The organism is Streptomyces sp. LE64 (assembly GCF_052606915.1).
Genome location: NZ_CP199708.1, coordinates 4,342,872 through 4,362,591, shown reverse-complemented (window position 1 = coordinate 4,362,591; position 19,720 = coordinate 4,342,872). Strand labels below are relative to the sequence as shown.

Genomic DNA, 19,720 nt, shown 5'->3' with positions numbered 1-19,720 from the left:
AGACCCCCGCCGTCACTCGGGGTCGTCGAGCAGCCGCACCGGAAGTTCGGCGAGGCTGGTGCGCAGCGCCCGCGCCAGGGCGGCGTACTCCGCCGAGCGGGCGGCGCCGGTGCGCATGGCGAGGGCGATCCGCCGGCTGGGTGCGGGGGCGGCGAAGCCGCCGGTGACCAGCCGACCGTCCCGCGCGGTCTCCACCGCCACCGCGGTCCGCGGCAGCAGGGTCACCCCGAGTCCGCCGGCGACCAGTTGCACCAGGGTGGGCAGCCCGGCCGCGGTCATCGACACCGGACCCTCCTCGCGGCCGGCGTCCCGGCACACGTCCAGCGCCTGGTCCCGTAGGCAGTGCCCCTCGTCCAGCAGCAGCAGGTCCAGCCCGCGCAGCACCTCCCGGGGGATGCCCTCCCGACCGCCCAGCTCGTGGCCGCGCGGCGCGACCAGGACGAAGTCCTCGTCGAAGAGGGGGAGTTCGGTGACCTGGGGGACGCCCAGGGGAACGGCGATCAGCAGCAGGTCCAGCCGGCCGGCGGCGAGCCCGTCGAGCAGCGAGGCGGTCTGCTCCTCGTGCACCTGGAGGTCCAGCTCCGGGTAGGCGTCATGGGCGAGTCGCAGCACGGCGGGCAGCAGGTAGGGCGCGACGGTGGGGATCACCCCGAGGCGCAGGGTGCCGGTGAACGGGGCGCGGACGGCGGCCGCCTCCTCCAGCAACTCGCCCATCGCGTCGAGCACGGCCCGGGTGCGGGCGGCGAGCCGTTCCCCGGCGGGCGAGAGCAGCACCTTGCGGGTGGTGCGTTCGACCAGCCGGACGCCGAGGGTCTCCTCCAGGGCGGAGAGCGCACCGGACAGGGCGGGCTGGCTGGTGCCGATGGCCGCGGCGGCGTCCCGGAAGTGCAGGTGCTCGGCCACCGCGGCGAAGGCGCGGAGTTGGGCGAGGCTGGGCTGTCTGTTCCGGCCGGTCGTCGGGGTGCTGCGTCCGGTGCTGCCCGTCCTGCCCGCCACGTGCCGTGCTCCTCCTGTCGCGCCTGCTCTGTTCGCGGACCGGTCCCGAGCGGGTCCAGCCGGTGTTCGCACCCTCCCGGACCGCCCGTGAACAGGCCGTTCCCCCAGATGTACCACCCGAGCGCATTGATCGGCCAACCCGATCACCTTGCCGACCGTTCGGCCCCACGAGGGGGCCGCCGCGGGGCCGGGCGGTGTCAGCCTCAGGTATGACGGAGGGTCGTGCGACCCCTGTCGATGGGCACCCACAGGACGGGAACTGCGGCTGACCACGGGCGGCGCGAGGACGACCACGATGGAGGCATCCCCCGCCGATCCCGACAGGAGCCTCCTCCCGTGACCACCTACTCCATCGCCGACCGGGCCACCGGCGTGGCCGCGCGTGCCACCGAGCTCAGCAAGGTTTACGGCCAGGACGAGACCAAGGTGGTCGCGTTGGACCGGGTCAGCGTCGATTTCCACCAGGCCCGGTTCACCGCGATCATGGGCCCCTCGGGCTCCGGCAAGTCGACGCTGATGCACTGCGTCGCCGGCCTCGACACCTTCACCGGCGGCTCCGTCACGATCGGCGAGACCGAGCTGGGCAGCCTCAAGGACAAGCAGCTCACCCAGCTCCGCCGCGACAAGATCGGCTTCATCTTCCAGGCGTTCAACCTACTGCCGACCCTGACCGCCCTGGAGAACATCACCCTCCCCATGGACATCGCCGGCCGCAAGCCCGACCGACAGTGGCTCGACACCGTGATCGACATGATCGGACTCCGGGCCCGACTCGGCCACCGCCCCACCCAACTCTCCGGCGGCCAACAACAACGCGTCGCCGTCGCCCGCGCCCTCGCCTCCCGCCCCGACATCATCTTCGGCGACGAACCCACCGGCAACCTCGACTCCCGCTCCGGCGCCGAAGTCCTCGGCTTCCTCCGCAACTCCGTCCGCGAACTCGGCCAAACCGTCGTCATGGTCACCCACGACCCCGTCGCCGCCTCCTACGCAGACCGCGTCATCTTCCTCGCCGACGGACACATCGTCGACGAACTCCACACCCCCACCGCCGACGCCGTACTGGACCGGATGAAGGCCTTCGACGCCAAGGGCCGCACCAGCTGACCCCACCAGCCACCCCACGGCCCACCCCCACGGCCCGCCCCCGCAGCCCGGCCACCACCCCCACCACACCACCGCCACCCGGCCCACACCCCAGGACACCACACCCATGCTCCGTACCGCCTTGCGCAACGTCCTCGCGCACAAGGCCAGGCTGCTGATGACCGTACTCGCCGTCATGCTCGGCGTCGCCTTCGTCTCCGGCACCCTGGTCTTCACCGACACCCTCGGCAACGCCTTCCGCAACCAATCCGCCAAGAGCTACGACAACATCGCCGTCGCCGTCGAGGCTCCCGTCAAGGACGGTCGGGAGGTCGGCATACCGGCGTCCGCACTGAAGCGGATCGAGGGCCTGGACGGGGTCGCCGGGGTCACCGGCCGGGTCTCCGGCTTCGCCGGGGTCGCCGACCAGGACGGCAAGCTCATCGGGGTGGGCTGGTCCAACAAGGGCGGCAACTTCGCCCCCGACGAGCACGGCGAGGACGCCGCCTACGACTTCGTCGAGGGGACCGGCCCGCTGACGGCCGACCGGATCGCCCTCGACAAGGCCACCGCGGACCGGGGCGACTACCGGGTCGGCGACACCGTGCGCGTCTCCACCGACGGACCGGTGCGCGAGTTCTCCCTCGCGGGGATCTTCACCACCGAGGACGGCGCGGTCAACGCGGGCGGCAGCCTCGTCCTGTTCGACACCGCCGTGGCCCAGCGGCAGTACCTGCGCCCCGGCCACTACCACCACGTCACCGTGGCGGCCCACCCGACGACCACGGCCCAGCAGGTCCTGGAGGGGGTCAGGCCGCTGCTGCCCGAGGAGGCGATCGCCAGGACCGCCGGCGAATGGGCGGACCGGGAAGCCGAAGCGATCGAGTCCAGCGTGGAGGGTCTGAACACGGTGCTGCTGGCCTTCGCCGGGATCGCGCTCTTCGTCGGCATCTTCCTGATCGCCAACACCTTCACCATGCTGGTCGCCCAGCGCACCCGGGAACTGGCCCTGATGCGGGCCGTGGGCGCCTCCCGCCGCCAGGTCAAGCGGTCCATCATCCTGGAGGCCCTCTTCGTCGGCGCCCTGGCCTCCGCCATCGGCTTCGGCGTCGGCCTCGGCCTCGCCACCGGGCTGCGCACCGCGATGGACTCCTGGGGCGTCAAGATCCCCGCCGGCCCCCTGGTGATCTCCCCCACCGCAGTCCTCGCCGCACTCGGCGTCGGCATCGCCGTCACCGTCCTCACCGCCTGGCTACCCGCCCGCCGCGCCGCGAAGATCCCGCCGGTCGCCGCCATGAGCAGCGTCCACGCGCCGGCGACCAGCGGGTCCCTGCTGGTCCGCACGCTCACCGGTGCCGCCCTCACCGCGGCCGGCGCCGCGGCGATCGCCACCGGCGCCTCCTTCGAGGACGGCGACGACGGGCGGACGGCCATCGCGGTGGGCGCGTTCCTGGCCCTGATCGGCGTCATCGTGCTGATCCCGCAGCTGGCGCGGCCGGTGGTCGCACTGGTCCGTCCCCTGCTCCGGGGCGGTTTCGGGGTGGCCGGAGAGCTCGCCGGACGGAACGCCGTCCGCAACCCGCGCCGCACCGGGGCCACCGCCTCGGCGCTCGCCATCGGCCTGACCCTGATCACCGGCCTGACCGTGATCGGCGCCACCCTCGGCGCGTCCATCGAACGGGCGACGACCGACAACGTCCTGGGCCACTACGCGGTGGCCACGGCCAGCGGCAACCCGGTGGACGAGTCGGTGCTGACCGCGTTGGAGCGGACCGAGGGCGTCGCCGCGCTCTCCCCGCAGCAGGCGGCGGAGCTGCGGATCGAGGGCGAGGTGCGCACCGTCTCCGGCGTCTCCGCCGACGACGTGCACCGGGTGCTCGACCTGCCGGTCGTCTCCGGCTCCCTCGACGCCCTCGGCCGGGGCCGGATCGCGCTCACGCGCACCAGCGCCGACGAGAACGGCTGGCAGACGGGCGACACGCTCGCCGTCACCTTCGAGGGAAGGGGGCAGAAGGACACGAAACAGCTGACGGTCGGAGCGGTCGTCGAGGACAACGAGTTCGTCTCCGGGGTCGTCCTGCCCCGCGAGATGCTCGCCCCCTACGAGGAGAAGCCCGACATCCGAGAGGTCTGGGTCACGATGGACGGCGGCGCGACCCCCGCCAACGAGCAGGTCCTGATCGACGCCCTCGGCAACGATCCCGGCATCACCGTCTCCGACAAGCAGGACATCCGCACCAAGCTCGGCGGCATGATCAACACCATGCTGTACATCATGTACGGACTGCTGGGCATGGCCTTGGTCATCGCGGTCCTCGGCGTCGTCAACACCCTGGCCATGTCCGTGTTCGAACGTCAGCAGGAGATCGGCATGCTGCGGGCCGTCGGCCTGGACCGCCGCGGGGTCACACGGATGATCCGGCTGGAGGCCCTCGTGATCTCCGTGTTCGGCGCGGCCGTCGGAATCGTGCTGGGCACCTTCCTCGGCTGGGCCATCGGCGAGACGTTCAGGAACAACATCCCCGACTACGCGTTGACCCTCCCCTGGGACCGGATCGGACTCTTCCTGCTGCTGGCCGGAGCGGTGGGCGTCCTCGCCGCCCTGTGGCCCGCCCGCAGCGCCGCCGGACTCGACGTGCTCACGGCCGTCAAGACGGAGTAGCCCGGGCCCGGGGGGCGACGGAGGGGCCAGGAACGGAGTCGGAGAGGCCGAGGTACCCGCCCCGGCCGGCCCTCGGGCAACCGGGTCCGGCGCCGCCCGCCCTACCGACCGCGCGCCGTGCCCCTTCCGCCACGCCCGTCTCGTTCACCGACCGATCCTGACCGATCCAGCCAGTGTTCGAACACTTCCGGACCGCCCCTGAACAGGCCGTTCCCCCAGATGCACCACCCGAGCGCATTGATCGGGCAACCGGATCACATTGACCGCACTGATCGATTTCACCGGGGGTCGCGCCGTGTGACAGGGTGCACTCGTCCAACCCTCTCAGCACCATGGAGTAGCACCGTGCTCACTGTCGGTGACCAGTTCCCCACCTACGACCTGACCGCCTGCGTCTCGCTGGAGAGCGGCAAGGAGTTCGCCCAGGTCGACCACAAGTCCTACGAGGGCAAGTGGCGCGTGGTGTTCTTCTGGCCGAAGGACTTCACCTTCGTCTGCCCGACCGAGATCGCCGCGTTCGGCAAGCTGAACGACGAGTTCGCCGACCGCGACGCGCAGGTCCTCGGCGTCTCCGGCGACTCCGAGTTCGTGCACCACGCCTGGCGCAAGGACCACGCCGACCTGCGTGACCTGCCCTTCCCGATGCTGGCCGACTCCAAGCACGAGCTGATGAAGGACTGCGGCGTCCAGGGCGAGGACGGCTTCGCCCAGCGCGCGGTGTTCATCGTCGACCCGAACAACGAGATCCAGTTCACCATGGTGACCGCGGGTTCCGTGGGCCGGAACCCCAAGGAGGTCCTGCGGGTCCTCGACGCCCTCCAGACGGACGAGCTCTGCCCGTGCAACTGGAACAAGGGCGAGAACACCCTCGACCCGGTCCAGCTCCTGGCCGGTGAGTGACCGTGGCCCTCGATGAGCTGAAGTCCGCGATACCGGACTACGCCAAGGACCTGAAGCTGAACCTCGGTTCGGTGATCGGCAACAGCGACCTGCCGCAGCAGCAGCTGTGGGGCACGGTGCTGGCCTGCGCGATCGCGTCCCGCTCGCCGATCGTGCTGCGCGAGCTGGAGCCCGAGGCGAAGGCCAACCTCTCTCCCGAGGCGTACACGGCGGCCAAGTCGGCCGCCGCGGTGATGGCGATGAACAACGTCTTCTACCGCACCCGGCACCTGCTGTCGGACCCGGAGTACGGCACGCTGCGCGCCGGGTTGCGGATGAACGTCATCGGCAACCCCGGGGTCGAGAAGACCGACTTCGAGCTGTGGTCCCTCGCGGTCTCCGCGATCAACGGCTGCGGCCAGTGCCTCGACTCGCACGAGCAGGTGCTGCGCAAGGCCGGCGTCGAGCGCGACGTGATCCAGGAGGCGTTCAAGATCGCCGCGGTGATCCAGGCGGTCGGCGTCACGCTGGACTCCGAGGCCGTTCTGGCCGGCTGATCCCGCACCCACACGAGGGCCCGTACCGCACTGCCGTACGGGCCCTTCGTCGTGCCTGCGGTTCAGCCCCGCCCGTCGGGGGCCTCGGGGTCCCGCGCCGGCGGCGGGGCGGGTTCGGCGGTCGTCGGGAGCACCGGGGCGACGCCGTGCGCGGTGGCGCCGTGCGGAGCGGGCGAGCCGCGCAGGGCGTACTCCCCCGAGTAGGCGCGCAGATAGCCGACGACCGTATTGGTGACGGCGACCAGCGGCACCGCGACCACCGCACCGCCGATCCCGGCGAACAGTCCGCCGGTGGCCACCGCGAGCACCACCGCCAGGGGGTGCACCCGCACGGCGCGGCCCAGGATGAAGGGTTGCAGCACGTGCCCCTCGATCTGCTGCACCGCGAGCACCACCACCAGCGTCATCACGGCGGTGAACACGCCCTGGGTGACCAGGGCGACGACCACCGCGAGCGCTCCCGACACCACCGCGCCGACCAGGGGGATGAACGCGAACAGGAAGATGAACACGGCGAGCGGCACCGCCATCGGCACCCCGAGGAAGTAGATGCCGAGGCCGATGAAGACGGCGTCGATCAGGGCGACCACCACCGTGCCCCGCACGTAGGCGGTGAGCGTCCGCCAGGCGCGCGGCCCGGCGCCGGCGATGCCCTCGCGGGCGGCGCCGGGCACCAGTCGCAACAGCCACTCCCAGATCCGTCGGCCGTCGTAGAGCAGGAACAGGGTGGAGAACACGGTCAGCAGCACACCGGTGAGGACCTCCACGATGACGGTGACCCCGGCCAGGCCCGCGGACGTTATCGAGTCGGTGTTGGCGCCGATCGCGTCCCGCAGGGTCTTGGCGATGTCGTTGATCTGGTCCTCGGTGACGTGGAAGGGGCTGTTGAGGAGCCACTTGCGCAGTTCCTCGATGCCGTCCTGCACCTGGCTGGACAGGTGGTCGACGTTCTCCAACACCTGCCACACCACGAACCAGCCGACGAGCCCGAGGAAGACGAAGCCGAGGACCGCGGTGAGCGCGGTGGCCAGTCCCCGGGGCACTCCGTGGCGCTTGAGCTTGGCCACCGTGGGTTGCAGCAGTGCGGTGATGAGCAGCGAGGCGACGAAGGCGAGCACCACCAGCCGGACGGCGCTGATGACCCGCATCAGCACCCAGACCGTGCCGGCGAGCACCAGCAGCCGCCATCCCGCCTCGGCGGCGACCCGCAGCCCCCAGGGCACGGCCCGGGCCGGGTCGGGCCGGGCGGACACGGCGGGCAGGTAGGTGACGGGGGTGGCGGGGCCCTCCGCCACGGGTTCCGGTGCGGGGGGCGGTGTCGTGAACGCGGGCCGGTCGCGCGGGGGTTCGCGGGGCGGCGGGTCGTCGGGGTCGCGGCGTCGTTCCGCCGCGGCGCGCCGCGCCTCCCAACTCTCGCCCAGGCGGGTCAGCCCGGCTCCCCACCGGCCCAGCCAGCCCGGTACTCGCGACATGATCCGTACCCTTTTCCGCCGTCCGCCGTGCCGCTCGCGTCCGACGGGTGCCTCGCGTTCGCCGCTCACGACTCCCCCCGGTGTCCCGGAGCCCCCCAACGGTACATGCCGAAGGCCCCTCGCCGAAGGACGGTGAGGGGCTCGGAAAGGTTGAGCTGCCCCGGTGCGGGGCGGAGTTGCGCCGGCCGGCGGGACGGCTCAGTACCAGCGGTTGGCCTGCCAGAAGTCCCAGGCGCCGCAGGGGCTGCCGTAGCGGCCCTCCATGTAGCTGAGGCCCCACTTGATCTGGGTGGCCGGGTTGGTCTGCCAGTCGGAGCCCGCGGAGGACATCTTGGAGGCGGGCAGCGCCTGGAAGAGGCCGTACGCGCCCGAGGACGGGTTGACGGCCTTGTAGTTCCAGTCGGACTCGTGGTCCACGATGTTGCTGAAGCACTGGAACTGGTCGGCGGGGACCACGGCCCGGGCCATCGCCTGGATCTCGGCGATGGTGTACGAGCCCTTGGCGGGGGTGGTGGGGAGACTGCCGGAGGCGGAGGCGGTACGGGTGGCGGACCGGCTGGCGGCCTCCTCCTTCTCCTTCTTCTCCGCGCGCTCCTTGGCCTCCTGCTCGGCCTTGGCCTTGGCCTTCGCCTCGGCCTCCTTGGCTGCCTTCGCCTCCTGCTGCTTGGCGACGGCGTCCTTGGCGGCCTGGATGCGGGCCGTCTCCTCGGCGCTCTTCTTCGCCACGGAGTCGGCGGCGATCGCCTGGGCGTCGGCCTGCTGCGTCAACGAGGCGGTCATGACCTGGGCCTGCTGGCCCGCGGGAATGTCCGCGAGGAGCGTCGAGTCACCCGCCGTCGCCTCGAAGTCGTTCGAGGACTCCTGCGGGGTGCCCGAGGCGACGCCCACGACGGCGCCGACGGTGGTGACCGCAGTGGCAGAGGCCACCGCGAACCCGCGGACGGAGATCCGGCTCACACGTTTTCCTTCCAGCATCGCCCGCACGGGTGACCCTCGCGGACGCGATCGTGCCCCTGGCGCTGGCCTCCGGTACTGCGACGTCACGGGAGGCACGGACCCGATGGGCAACTCCCCTGACGGGAGGGCCCGGTGGCGCTCGGGCGGCATACGACGGGCGTTATGGAATTCTCGTGTACGGCAGTGTGCCACGGCACCGATGGAGGCTTGGCGACCGTGCGGCACGGTGTGTCGTATGCAGGGCCTGACAGGACAGAGACTCTGCCGCAGCCGTGCACCGCAAGGCAATTCCGGGTTGAGTGGGATAGGTCACACCTCGCCCGTTCCCGTGCTTCCCGTCGAACTCCCCCACACGGCGGCGTCGCCCGGCTAGGATTCCCGGCCCCTTCGGACCAGGAACCCGGCCGGGCGACGCCCAACACCCCCCGAAAGGTGCACCGTCCAGCGCTTCACCCGCTTGACGGACGAACGTTCCCCCACCGGCCCATTCCACCTACACCGGTCATACCGGGAGAACGCGCGCCGCCCTACACCACGGCGTCCTCCAGCAACTCGGTCACCAGCGCGGCGATCGGCGAACGCTCCGAACGGGTCAACGTGACGTGTGCGAAGAGGGGATGCCCCTTCAGCTTCTCCACCACCGCCACCACCCCGTCGTACCGCCCGACCCGCAGGTTGTCCCGCTGCGCCACGTCGTGGGTGAGCACCACCCGGGAGCCCGCGCCGATCCGGGACAACACCGTCAGCAGGACGTTGCGTTCCAACGACTGGGCCTCGTCCACGATGACGAACGCGTCGTGCAGCGAACGCCCCCGGATGTGGGTGAGCGGCAACACCTCCAGCATGCCCCGCGCGGTGATCTCCTCGATCACCTCACGACTGGTCACCGCCGACAGCGTGTCGAACACCGCCTGCGCCCACGGGCTCATCTTCTCGGCCTCGGTGCCGGGCAGGTAGCCCAACTCCTGGCCGCCCACCGCGTACAGCGGTCGGAACACCATCACCTTCTGGTGCTGCCGGCGCTCCAGGACCGCCTCCAGGCCGGCGCAGAGCGCCAGCGCCGACTTGCCGGTGCCGGCCCGGCCCCCCATCGAGACGATGCCCACCTCCGGGTCGAGCAACAGGTCCAGGGCCACCCGCTGCTCCGCGCTGCGCCCCTTGAGCCCGAACGCCTCCCGGTCCCCGCGCACCAACCGCACCCGACCGTCGGCGGCGACCCGGCCCAGGGCCCGGCCCCGCTCCGACTGGATGGTCAGCCCCGTGTGCACCGGCAGCTCGGCCGCCTCGGGGACGTACAGCGCGTCCTCCTCGAAGAGCAGGTCCACCTGCTCCGCGGGGAGCGACAGCTCCGTCATCCCGGTCCACCCGGAGTCCGTGATCGCCAGCTCCGCCCGGTACTCCTCCGCGAGCAGACCGACGGAGGACGCCTTGATCCGCAGCGGCAGGTCCTTGGAGACGACGGTGACGTCGTACCCCTCGGCCTGGAGGTTGCGGGCGACCGCCAGGATGCGCGAGTCGTTGTCCCCCAGCCGGTACCCCACCGGCAGGACGCCCGGGTCGGAGTGGTTCAGCTCGACCCGCAGCGTGCCCCCCAGCTCCCCCACCGGGAGCGGGGCGTCCAACCGCCCGTGCCGGACGCGGTAGTCGTCCAGCAGCCGCAGGGCCTGCCGGGCGAAGTAGCCCAGCTCCGGATGGTTCCGCTTGGCCTCCAGTTCCGTGACCACGACGACCGGCAGGACGACTTCGTGTTCGTCGAAGCGGGTCATCGCGTTGGGGTCGGCCAGCAGGACGCTGGTGTCGAGGACGTAAGTGCGCCGGTCTGGCGTGCGGCGCTTCGAGCTGGTCACCACGGAAGGACGTACCCCCTCGGATGAGGTCGGGGGGCGACCGGGCGGCAGGAGGCCCCGGCCACCACCCCACAGGGAAGGAACGAACCGGGTTCGGGCCGCGGGGCGCGGGCCGGACTCCGGCCCTCCGCCTCGTCCGCACGACACGTGCGGTGCACCTGGTGCAAAGAGCCTCCCGGGCGGACGGGCATGCCGTCCGCTGCGATCCGGCATCCCTCCCGGTACCGCCGACCGATACCGTTCGGATGCCGACCTGGGTGGCTTATTCCCTCCAAAACCCACCGTCATGCCACACCAGTTGACGGCGCGTGGCGGAACGGCCGATGACGACCGGGGGGACGGTCGGGGTACGGGGCCCTGCGTCAGCCGCCGTAGCGCCGGTGCCGGGCCGCGTAGTCGCGCAGCGCGCGCAGGAAGTCGACCTTGCGGAACGCGGGCCAGAAGACCTCGCAGAAGTAGTACTCGGAGTGCGCCGACTGCCAGAGCATGAACCCGGAGAGCCGCTGCTCACCGCTGGTCCTGATGACCAGGTCCGGGTCGGGCTGGCCGCGCGTGTAGAGGTGCTCGGAGATCACGTCGATGTCGACCAGTTCGGCGAGTTCCTCGAAGCTGGTGCCCCGTCGGGCGTGGTCCAGCAGCAGGGAGCGCACCGCGTCGGCGATCTCCTGCCGCCCCCCGTACCCCACGGCCACGTTCACGAGTATGCCCGGGTTGTCGGCGGTGGCCTGTTCCGCCTCCTTCAGCACCAGCTGGGTCCGGTCGGGCAGCAGGTCCATCGTGCCCACGTGGTGGACCCGCCAGCGGCCGTCCCGGGCCAGACCGCGCACCGCGTCCTCGATGATCCCGAGCAGCGGGACCAGTTCCTCCTGCGGACGGTCGAAGTTGTCCGTGGACAGCATCCACAGGGTGACCACCTCGACCTCGGTCTCGGCGCACCACCCGAGGAACTCGGAGATCTTGTCGGCCCCGGCCCGGTGGCCCTGCGCGGTGGTCTCCCCCGAAGCCTTCGCCCAGCGCCGGTTCCCGTCCAGGATGACCCCGATGTGCTTGGGCACCTGAGCGTGGTCGAGGCGTCCCTCCACCCGGCGTGCGTAGAGTCGGTACACCAGGTCGCGCAGGTTCACGTCTGTTCAGCCCCTAGGTGGAAATAGCCGTCCCCGAGGGGCGCCACCCTACCGGTGTGCGTGGGATGCGCCGAGCCGGGGGCGATGCCCGGCTGAAGTAGTTTCGGGTGCATGAACGACACCACTTTCTACCGAGCGCGACCGGACCGTTACGACTCCATGGAGTACCGGCGTTCCGGCCGGAGCGGGCTGAAACTGCCCGCGATCTCCCTGGGGCTGTGGCACAACTTCGGCGACGACCGCACGCTGGACTCCCAGCGGGCGATCCTGCGCCGCGCCTTCGACCTGGGCGTCACCCACTTCGACCTGGCCAACAACTACGGCCCCCCGCCCGGCTCGGCCGAGCTGAACTTCGGCAAGCTGCTGCGGCAGGACTTCGCCCCGTACCGCGACGAGCTGGTGATCTCCACCAAGGCCGGCTACCTGATGCACCCCGGCCCGTACGGCGAGTGGGGCTCCCGCAAGTACCTGCTGTCCTCCCTGGACGCCTCCCTGAGCCGGATGGGGCTGGACTACGTCGACGTCTTCTACTCGCACCGGTTCGACCCGGACACCCCGCTGGAGGAGACCATGGGCGCCCTGGCGTCCGCGGTCCAGCAGGGCAAGGCCCTGTACGTCGGTGTGTCCTCGTACAGCAGCGAGCAGACCGCCGAGGCCGCCCGGTTGCTGCGGGAGATGGGGGTGCGCCCGCTGATCCACCAGCCCTCGTACTCGATGATCAACCGCTGGACCGAGGACGACCGGCTCCTGGACGCCCTGGAGCGGGAGGGCATGGGCTGCATCGCGTACGTACCGCTGGCCCAGGGCCTGCTGACGGACCGGTACCTGAACGGCGTGCCCACGGACTCCCGGGCCGCCCAGGGCAAGTCCCTGGACCCGGGCCTGCTCAGCGAGGAGGTGCTGCACCGGCTGCACGCCCTCGACGCCATCGCCCGGCGGCGGGGCCAGAGCCTGGCACAGCTCGCCCTGAGCTGGGTGCTGCGCGACCCGCGGATGACGTCCGCGCTGATCGGCGCGTCGAGCGTGCGGCAACTGGAGGAGAACGTGGCCGCCCTGGACGGCCCCCCGTTGACCGCGGAGGAGTTGGCGGAGATCGACACGTACGCGGTGTCGACGCCCGGCGCGAACATCTGGGCCGCCCGGAGCTGAGCCGCCGGGTCCGACGGCGGTTCCCCCGCCACCTCCTCGGGGAGGGGGCGCACCGGGACCGCCGCCGGTCCGCCGAGGCGCTTCCTCAGGCCGGGCCGGTACGGAAAACGGGCCGGTCCGTGGGGGGGGGATACGGACCGGCCCGAGGGGGGGCCTCCACCATAACCCTTCGTATGCGCTCCTGCGTGCATCACGCGCCGATCGCTACTCTCCGCAGTCCTCTGGGGTCCACCCCTGCCCTACCCCCACACGCCCCTGACGGCCCGGAGAGCCCGGAGCTGGGGCCGGAAACAGCTGGTACGCAGGGGTTTGCGGCCACATTCGAAGGACCCTGGACCCTCCGGGCCTCGGCGGCCCCTCCCGGGGTTCCCCACCCCGCATCCCCCGGGTGGGTGAGGGGCGCCCTCGACGCGCGTTGACGCCCTCCGGGGGCGGGGCGCACCCGCGGGGGCCCGGTGCCGCGCAGCCCCCTCCACTGCGCGGTACCGCCCCGCGCAGCTTTGCTCACGCGAATTTACCTTGGTCTGAACTTACGTGAATTTTATCTTCAGGGCGAGCCGACGTCGATAACGATGTGGAGAACCTGCCGGGCCCGGGACCTCGCACGGGCGTCGAAGCGGGGGCGGGGCCGGCCGGCCGCGCCCACGGCTCACCTGACGGGTGACCGCCGGTGAGCCGTGGACCGGCGGGCCCTCAGGGCGAGGCCGAACCGGCGGGCTTGTTCCCGCTCTCCGTGCCCTTGCCCGTCTCGGCCGGGTCCGCACCGGGGCGGGGGAAGGACACCTCGACCCGGCGGTTCTTCCGGCGGCCCTGTTCGGAGGAGTTGTCCGCGATCGGGTAGTCCTCGCTGTAGCCGCGCACCTCGTAGGTCACCTCGGGGCCCAGGTGGGAGGCGAGGGCGTCGTGGACGGAGTCCGCGCGTCGCTTGCTCAACAGCTTGCCGTGCTCGTAGGAACCGAGGTCGTCGGTGAAACCGAAGACCCGGACGGTCGTCGCCTTCTGCGCCTCGACCTCGTCGGCGATCGCCTCGATCCGGGACAACGCCTCCGGGTTGAGCTTCGGGCTGTTCTTGGGGAACAGCACCTCCGCCTGGAGCGCGAACTTCACGTCGGTGTTGGTGTCCTCGCGACGCTCCTGGCCGCCGAGTTCCTCGACCACCGACTTGATGTCCAACACCTTGACCGGCGCCAGACTCGCTCCGCCGGCCAGGCGCAGCCCCGGACTGCCGGCGTCCACCTCCGGCGGCGGAGCCGCCTCGGAGACGCTGCCGGGCGGGGCGCTCGGATCCTCCGGGGCGGCCTCGGCGGGGGTGCCGGTGAGCAGCAGGGCCAGCAGGGCGGTGAGGGCCGCTGAGCCCGTGCCCGCACGTCGGCCGGGTGTGCGGCGGGGAGGGCCTCCGGGGGCCCGGTCGGTGGCTTCGGAGGTGGGGGCGGAGTCGGTCATCGGCTATTCTCCCCCGCTGATCTCGATGGCGGCGGGGGGCATGGAGCCCACCTGGAAGTCGACCTCGGTGGTGCCTTCGGGCGGGGCGGGGAACTGGGCGAACCAGTCCACGGTCTCACCGGATCCGACGCCGCCGGTGAACCGGGTGCACAGGCAGCGGCCCTCCGTGTCACGGAGGACCAGGTACTTCTTCTTTCCTTTGTTGTCCACCAGACTGGCTCCGGCGATGGAGCCTCCGTTCTTGACCAACTCGCTCTCATCTCCTCGCCACTCGCCAGCCGACCAAGGCTCGCCGGAGCCATTCACCACCCTGCCTTGCACGGTGACGAATCCGCCCTGGCCACGGACCGCGGAAGTGACGGTGAGCGTCAGCCCTCCTCCCTTGACTTCAGCCAGGTCCTCCCTCGCGGATCGCCCCGGGGTGGGGGTTCCGCCCTCGTCGGGGTCGTCCCCCTGCCGCGGGCTGGCAGCGGGCTGGCTCGCCGGCCCCTTTCCGTCCCCGGTCTTCTCACCCCCGTCTCCTCCACCGCAGCCACTCACAGCGAAGGTCAGCAGAGTCGTGGCCACAATCGTGGCCACGACTCTTCCGCCGGTCCCATTACACCGGAGGTTCATGAGTGGAGTTCCCTTTCATTCGGCCAGATGCACGGAGAAGAAGAGAGAGGCATCCGGCAAATCGCCAACGTGAAACTGGTCTGGATCAACAGCGAACAGTTCGCCGTCACAGTTGAGCTCAACCAACTGCGCGGGCTCGGCATCTGGATCGACATCGCAACGGGGCTTCAGTACGGCAGTCGCCCGAGCCTTGGCGTGCAGTGATTCCGTACCGGGAACGATGGAGTCCCCTGCCGCGTAGTTCGTCTCGATCTCCACCTGGTATCCGGAGAACCCGTTGACCATCACGTGCCCGAATCCTGTGACAGTGGCATCGTTCTGAGCTGCCAGCCGATCCGCTGCTGCCTGAGCTCCCGCACCGCGAAGGGGTGCTCCGTTCAACCACTCCAGCCAGTTCTCGTCCTGGCCAATTGATTCCTCAAGGCCGACGAGGAGTTCCTCCCGCGCCTCCTGGGCGGCGGCCAGGGCCGCCGCGTCGGCCGCCGATTGTGCGCCGTTGCGAGCAGCCGCCGCTTGCGCGAAGGCGAAGAACGCGAGCGCGGCGAACAACACGATCACCGTCAACCACATGTAGATCGGTAGCGTCTGCCCCCGGTCACTGCGGTCGCTGCTCGTCAGCCTCCCAGGACGTCGCTCACTGCTTTCAGGATGCGGTCGGAGATCTTCCCGTCCAGTCCCAGTCCGTCGATCAGCGTGAAGATGCCCGCGATGATGATCAGCAGGCCCGCGTACTCCACGAAGCCCGCGCCGCGGTCGTGCAGGGGGCCGCGGAGGCGGGACGGGGCGAGGTGGCGCCAGGTGGCCAGGCGGGTCTTCATGGTGGGTCCTTCCCTCCGGGTGCTGTGCACGGCCGACCACGGAAAGGTACGGGACGGGGGCGGTGCGGCTCGTGGGCCCTGGGGCCCAACTCGCGGGTGGGCGGGTCAACGGGACCACCCCTCGCCCGGGGTGGCGGGAGCGATGCCGAGCCAACGGGCGATGGCCTCGCTGCGGCTCGTGCTGTGCAGCTTCGCGAAGATGCGGTTGATGTGGTTCTTGACGGTCTTCTCGCTGATGAAACAGGCGGCGGCGATCTGGCGGTTGTTCATGCCGGACGCGATGAGGTCCATGACCTCCACCTCCCTGGAGCTGAGACCGAAGGCGAACGGGGCGGGCCCGTCACCGCGGGGCCCGGGTCCGTGGCTGCCCCGGGCCCGCCATGACTGTCCCACAAAGCGTTGCAGGCGCGAAGGGAGTTGGGAGGTTCCGGACGGCCGGGTGGGCGGGGGCGGCGCATTCGAGACGTCCGGCCCCGTGGGGGCCCCGGTCCCGGACCACACGTCCCGCGCCGACCGGGTGCAGGTGCCCCGGCCGTGCCGCACCTCCCGGACCGCGGTGAGGAGTTCCTCGGTGGTGAACTCCCCGTGCACCAGGTAGCCGCGGGCACCCAGGTGGCGGGCCGCCCGGATGGTCTCCGGCTCCGCGCTGTAGGTGAGCATCAGGACCGGGGCCAGCCGGGCCAGGTCCGGTAAGGCGGCCAGCCCGTCCGTGTCGGGCATGCGGACGTCCAACAGGACGACGTCGGGGCGGTGCCGGCAGACCACGGTGAGGACCTCGGCGCCGTTGGTGGCCTCGGCGACCACGGTGACGTCCGGGTGGGCGCCGAGGAGGGCGGCGAGCCCCGCCCGGACCACGGGGTTGTCGTCGGTGACGACGACCCGTACGGCGGGCTGCTGCTCAACGGGCATGGTCGGCCTCCGGGAGCGGACGGGGAAGGGTCAGGTGCACGGTGGTGCCGGGCGCCCCGGCGGGGGCCGGGGCGATGCGCAGGGCGGCGCCGAGCGCGGCGGCGCGCTCGGCCATGCCCAACAGGCCGAACCTGCCGCGGGCCCGGAGCGCGGCGAGGCGGGCGCTGTCCGGGGTGACGGGGCCGGTACCCAGCCCGGAACCGTCGTCGGTGACGGAGACGGCGAGGGCCTCGACGGCGAGGGTGACGGTGACCGTGACGCGGGTGGCGCGGGCGTGCCGGTGGGCGTTCTCCAGGGCCTCCGCGACGATGGTCGCCGTCTCGTGGACGACCCGGTCGGCCAAGGCGGGGCGCCGCAGGGGGTCGGGGTCGGTGCGCAGGGTGGCGGCCAGCCCGGTGCGGGTGCGGAAGTCCTCGACGACGGCGCCCAGTTCGGCCACGAGGTCGGTTCCGGGACCGGTGGTGCCGCGCAGGTCGTGCAGGAGGGTGCGGGACTCGGCGGCGGCGCGGCGGGCGGCGCGGGCGACCTCCTCGGCGCGGTGGCGCAGGGTCTGCGGGTCGGTGCGGTCGGCGGTGGCCGCGAGGGCTTCGGCGGACAGGGCGAGGCCGTGCAGCGTCTTGGCGACGGAGTCGTGCATCTCGCGCGCGAGGCGCGCGCGTTCGGATTCGACGGCGTCGCGGACGGCGAGGTCGGCGTGGGCCTCGGCGAGGGCCCGGGTGGCGGAGCCGAACCGGAACATCAGGTTGCGCAGGGTCACCCCGATGATGCCGGCGGCGACGCAGAAGCCGGCGAGCAGGGCGGTGCTGGAGGCGCTGCCGGGGCGGGTCTCCCAGGCGCGGTAGGCGGTGAGCAGGGCGACGATCTGGAGGCCGGTGAAGACGCCGGCGCCGCGCCAGCCGTAGAGCAGGCCGGCGAGCAGCGGGGTGCACACGGCGACGTAGCCGAGGGGCGAGGCGGGTGAGGCGGTGAGCAGGAGGATCGAGCCGACGAGCAGGTCGAGGCCCATGAGGGTGGGGTGGGCGAGGACGCGGGGGCCGAAGCGTTCCCAGTCGCGGAGCATGGCGTAGGAGCCCATGAAGCCGAGGACGCCGGCGGCGAGGACGGCGTACCGGGGGGCGCCGTCGGCGGCCCCGCTCATGGCGAAGGGCACCCCGAGCGCGATGACGGCGAGGCGGGCGCCGAAGACCTGGCGGCACAGGGCCTGGAGGGCGCTGAGTTGGATGCGGAGACTGGGCGGCGGGGCGTCGTCCTCTATGGCGGACGGCCAGGGGCCGGGCCGGGTGGCGAGGGGGGATCCGGGGCGGCGGAGGGGGCGCGGGGGCCGGGCGGGCGGCATCAGGGGCCCAGGAGGGAGCCGAAGTCGGTGCCGGAGCCGAGGAACATGCCGGCGGCGATGAGGATCATGGTGGCGGGGAGCATGAAGACCAGGGTGACGACGGTGGCCTTGGGGATCGTCTTGGCGGCCCGCCGGCGGGCGTTCTGGGCGTCGGTGCGGCGCATGTCCGCGGCGATCTGGATGAGGGTCTCGGCGATCGGGGAGCCGAGTTCCTCGCCCTGCTGGAGGGCGGAGACGAACTGGGCGACCTGTTCGGAGTCGTTGCGGCGGCGCAGTTCGTCGAACGCCTGGCGGCGGCTGACGCCCATGTCCATCTGACGCAGGGCGATGCGCAGTTCGTCGGCCCAGGGGCCCTCGTAGCGTTCGGCGACCCGGTCGAGGGCCTGACGGAAGCCGAGTCCGGCGGAGACGACCACGGCGAGGACGTCGAGGAAGTCGGGCAGGGTGCGGTCGATGACGGCGCGCCGGTCGCGGACGGCCTGCCAGATGAGGAGGTCGGCGGCGAGGACGCCGAAGGCGAGGGTGAGGGCGGCGAAGAGGGTCTGGCCGTTGGTGAGGAAGACGGTGCCGAGGACGACGCCGAAGACGCCGTAGACGGCGCGGCGGGCCGCGTAGCGGTCGAGGGTGAGGCCGCCGGGGTTGCCGGCCATGTCGATGCGGCGGCGTTTGGCGGCGACGCGTTTGGGGCCCATCAGGCGCAGCACCAGCGGGGCGAGGCGCATGCCGAGCCGGTCGACGGCGGCGTCGGGGGTGGAGACCCGGCTGCCGCCGACCTCCAGGGCGAGGGCGAGGTCGCCGGGGAGTTCGGTCTCGCTGCGGTACATGCGCAGGCCGAGGAGGGCGCCGAGCACGGCGGTGCCCGCGAGGGCGGCGAGGAGCAGGGCCGTCAGCGGCATCGGGGCGGGTACCTCACACTTCGATCTTGCCGAGGCGGCGGATGGCGAAGAAGCCGACGGCGTAGAGGCCGAGGGCGATCAGCACCAGGACCTGGCCGACCGGGGAGGAGGTCACCCGGGTGAGGGCGCCCTCGTTGGAGGAGTTGACGAGGAGGAGGGAGCCGAGGCCGAGCAGCGGGACGGTGAAGGCGGTGGCGTTGACCTCGGAGAGCATGGTGCGCACTTCGCGTCGGGTCTCCTTGCGGTCCTCCAGGGTCTGGGTGAGGTTGCGCAGGGAGCTGACGACGGCGCCGCCGGCCTTGTTGGACAGCACGAGGGTGGTGACCAGGACGACGAGTTCGCGGGAGGGCAGGCGGCGGGCGAGTTCGCCGAGGGCGTCGTCGACGGAGCGGCCGAGGGCGAGTTGGTCGGCGACGCGGGAGAGTTCCTCGCCGGCGGGCGCTTCGAGTTCCTCGGCGGCCATGGCCAGGGAGGTGCGCAGGGCGAGTCCGGCGGCGGTGGCGTTGGCGAGCAGTCGGGCGACGTCGGGGAGTTGGTTGATGAAGGCTTCGATGCGCTTCTGGCGCTGCCAGTTGAGGAAGAGGGCGGCGCCCCACACTCCGACGGCGGCGGCGATCGGGCCGAAGAAGGGCGCGAGGGCGGAGGCGGCGATCAGCCAGAGGGCGGTGGTGGCGGCGAGGGCGTGGCTGAGGAACTCGCCGGGGGTGAGGTCGAGTCCGGTGGCGGAGAGCCGGTGGCCCACGGAGCGGCCGAGGCGGGTGCGGCGCAGTCGGCGGTCGACGGCGGCGAAGCGGCGGGCGCGGCTGCCGGTGCCGTGGACGGGGCCGCCGGAGAGCCGGTCGACGAGGGCGCGGCGTTGGGCGCGGCCGGTGGCCCAGCTGTGGAGTCCGGCGGTGGCGAGGGCGCAGCCGAGGAGGGTGGCGCCGAGGGCGAGGAGGGCGGGGTCGGTCACGCCGGCCTCCCCGGGGTGTGCG

General features: G+C 71.9%; 18 protein-coding genes. 5 read left to right on the top strand and 13 right to left on the bottom strand.

The window, feature by feature from the left end; translation table 11 throughout:
- Positions 1–12: 12 nt before the first annotated feature.
- A complete protein-coding gene (locus ACSMX9_RS19760) occupies positions 13–996 on the bottom strand; it encodes a hydrogen peroxide-inducible genes activator (protein WP_445395656.1) in 984 nt (327 codons plus the stop codon).
- 336 nt (positions 997–1,332) lie between these two features.
- Between ACSMX9_RS19760 and ACSMX9_RS19755 the strand changes: the two genes are divergently transcribed.
- From ACSMX9_RS19755 to ACSMX9_RS19740, 4 genes are all read left to right on the top strand, one after another.
- Positions 1,333–2,103 carry an ABC transporter ATP-binding protein gene (locus ACSMX9_RS19755; protein ID WP_445395654.1) on the top strand — a complete coding sequence of 257 codons (771 nt, stop codon included), beginning with the start codon at positions 1,333–1,335 and terminating at the stop codon, positions 2,101–2,103.
- 106 nt (positions 2,104–2,209) lie between these two features.
- Positions 2,210–4,744 (top strand): ABC transporter permease, encoded by a 2,535-nt coding sequence (locus tag ACSMX9_RS19750; RefSeq protein WP_445395652.1) that lies wholly within the window; start codon positions 2,210–2,212, stop codon positions 4,742–4,744.
- A 345-nt stretch (positions 4,745–5,089) separates the two neighbouring features.
- A complete protein-coding gene (locus ACSMX9_RS19745) occupies positions 5,090–5,644 on the top strand; it encodes a peroxiredoxin (RefSeq protein WP_366117860.1) in 555 nt (184 codons plus the stop codon).
- A 2-nt stretch (positions 5,645–5,646) separates the two neighbouring features.
- On the top strand, positions 5,647–6,180 hold the full coding sequence (locus ACSMX9_RS19740; protein ID WP_351240675.1) for an alkyl hydroperoxide reductase: 534 nt from the start codon (positions 5,647–5,649) through the stop codon (positions 6,178–6,180).
- A 62-nt stretch (positions 6,181–6,242) separates the two neighbouring features.
- Here ACSMX9_RS19740 and ACSMX9_RS19735 read toward each other — a convergent pair whose 3' ends face one another.
- From ACSMX9_RS19735 to ACSMX9_RS19720, 4 genes are all read right to left on the bottom strand, one after another.
- Entirely contained in the window at positions 6,243–7,652 is a 1,410-nt protein-coding gene (locus tag ACSMX9_RS19735; RefSeq protein WP_445395650.1) for an AI-2E family transporter, read from the bottom strand.
- A gap of 198 nt (positions 7,653–7,850) precedes the next feature.
- Complete coding sequence (locus ACSMX9_RS19730) at positions 7,851–8,627, bottom strand: lytic transglycosylase domain-containing protein (protein ID WP_445403037.1); 777 nt, start codon at positions 8,625–8,627, stop codon at positions 7,851–7,853.
- Positions 8,628–9,136: 509 nt separating this feature from the next.
- The gene (locus ACSMX9_RS19725; RefSeq protein WP_351249664.1) at positions 9,137–10,459 is read right to left on the bottom strand and encodes a PhoH family protein; all 1,323 of its coding nucleotides are present in this window, start codon (positions 10,457–10,459) and stop codon (positions 9,137–9,139) included.
- Positions 10,460–10,818: 359 nt separating this feature from the next.
- Positions 10,819–11,580, bottom strand: coding sequence for an isoprenyl transferase (locus ACSMX9_RS19720; RefSeq protein WP_351249662.1), 762 nt, complete (start codon positions 11,578–11,580; stop codon positions 10,819–10,821).
- Between the two features lie 111 nt (positions 11,581–11,691).
- Here ACSMX9_RS19720 and mgrA point away from each other — a divergent pair, with 111 nt between their 5' ends.
- The gene (mgrA, locus tag ACSMX9_RS19715; RefSeq protein ID WP_445395648.1) at positions 11,692–12,729 is read left to right on the top strand and encodes an L-glyceraldehyde 3-phosphate reductase; all 1,038 of its coding nucleotides are present in this window, start codon (positions 11,692–11,694) and stop codon (positions 12,727–12,729) included.
- Between the two features lie 693 nt (positions 12,730–13,422).
- Here mgrA and ACSMX9_RS19710 read toward each other — a convergent pair.
- From ACSMX9_RS19710 to ACSMX9_RS19675, 8 genes are all read right to left on the bottom strand, one after another.
- The gene (locus ACSMX9_RS19710; RefSeq protein WP_445395646.1) at positions 13,423–14,172 is read right to left on the bottom strand and encodes an OmpA family protein; all 750 of its coding nucleotides are present in this window, start codon (positions 14,170–14,172) and stop codon (positions 13,423–13,425) included.
- Between the two features lie 3 nt (positions 14,173–14,175).
- Positions 14,176–14,787 carry a hypothetical protein gene (locus ACSMX9_RS19705; protein ID WP_445395644.1) on the bottom strand — a complete coding sequence of 204 codons (612 nt, stop codon included), beginning with the start codon at positions 14,785–14,787 and terminating at the stop codon, positions 14,176–14,178.
- A 15-nt stretch (positions 14,788–14,802) separates the two neighbouring features.
- On the bottom strand, positions 14,803–15,405 hold the full coding sequence (locus tag ACSMX9_RS19700; protein ID WP_445403036.1) for a pilus assembly protein TadG-related protein: 603 nt from the start codon (positions 15,403–15,405) through the stop codon (positions 14,803–14,805).
- Entirely contained in the window at positions 15,402–15,605 is a 204-nt protein-coding gene (locus ACSMX9_RS19695; protein WP_351249352.1) for a hypothetical protein, read from the bottom strand. The genes ACSMX9_RS19700 and ACSMX9_RS19695 overlap by 4 nt, the downstream gene beginning before the upstream one ends.
- A gap of 105 nt (positions 15,606–15,710) precedes the next feature.
- Positions 15,711–16,514, bottom strand: coding sequence for a response regulator (locus tag ACSMX9_RS19690; RefSeq protein WP_445395642.1), 804 nt, complete (start codon positions 16,512–16,514; stop codon positions 15,711–15,713).
- Complete coding sequence (locus ACSMX9_RS19685) at positions 16,504–17,850, bottom strand: sensor histidine kinase (protein ID WP_445395640.1); 1,347 nt, start codon at positions 17,848–17,850, stop codon at positions 16,504–16,506. Before ACSMX9_RS19685 ends, ACSMX9_RS19690 begins: the two co-directional genes overlap by 11 nt.
- Positions 17,850–18,746, bottom strand: a complete 897-nt coding sequence (locus ACSMX9_RS19680; RefSeq protein ID WP_351249358.1) for a DUF5936 domain-containing protein — start codon at positions 18,744–18,746, stop codon at positions 17,850–17,852. The genes ACSMX9_RS19685 and ACSMX9_RS19680 overlap by 1 nt, the downstream gene beginning before the upstream one ends.
- A 13-nt stretch (positions 18,747–18,759) precedes the next feature.
- On the bottom strand, positions 18,760–19,698 hold the full coding sequence (locus ACSMX9_RS19675) for a type II secretion system F family protein (protein ID WP_445395638.1): 939 nt from the start codon (positions 19,696–19,698) through the stop codon (positions 18,760–18,762).
- Positions 19,699–19,720: the final 22 nt, after the last annotated feature.

Excerpts from the sequence above, each read along its gene's own strand:
- ACSMX9_RS19750 (WP_445395652.1), top strand. The coding sequence starts at position 2,210 with ATGCTCCGTACCGCCTTGCGCAACGTCCTCGCGCACAAGGCCAGGCTG.
- ACSMX9_RS19735 (WP_445395650.1), bottom strand. The coding sequence starts at position 7,652 with ATGTCGCGAGTACCGGGCTGGCTGGGCCGGTGGGGAGCCGGGCTGACC.
- ACSMX9_RS19730 (WP_445403037.1), bottom strand. The coding sequence starts at position 8,627 with ATGCTGGAAGGAAAACGTGTGAGCCGGATCTCCGTCCGCGGGTTCGCG.
- mgrA (WP_445395648.1), top strand. The coding sequence starts at position 11,692 with ATGAACGACACCACTTTCTACCGAGCGCGACCGGACCGTTACGACTCC.
- ACSMX9_RS19710 (WP_445395646.1), bottom strand. The coding sequence starts at position 14,172 with ATGACCGACTCCGCCCCCACCTCCGAAGCCACCGACCGGGCCCCCGGA.
- ACSMX9_RS19705 (WP_445395644.1), bottom strand. The coding sequence starts at position 14,787 with ATGAACCTCCGGTGTAATGGGACCGGCGGAAGAGTCGTGGCCACGATT.
- ACSMX9_RS19695 (WP_351249352.1), bottom strand. The coding sequence starts at position 15,605 with ATGAAGACCCGCCTGGCCACCTGGCGCCACCTCGCCCCGTCCCGCCTC.
- ACSMX9_RS19690 (WP_445395642.1), bottom strand. The coding sequence starts at position 16,514 with ATGCCCGTTGAGCAGCAGCCCGCCGTACGGGTCGTCGTCACCGACGAC.
- ACSMX9_RS19685 (WP_445395640.1), bottom strand. The coding sequence starts at position 17,850 with ATGCCGCCCGCCCGGCCCCCGCGCCCCCTCCGCCGCCCCGGATCCCCC.
- ACSMX9_RS19680 (WP_351249358.1), bottom strand. The coding sequence starts at position 18,746 with ATGCCGCTGACGGCCCTGCTCCTCGCCGCCCTCGCGGGCACCGCCGTG.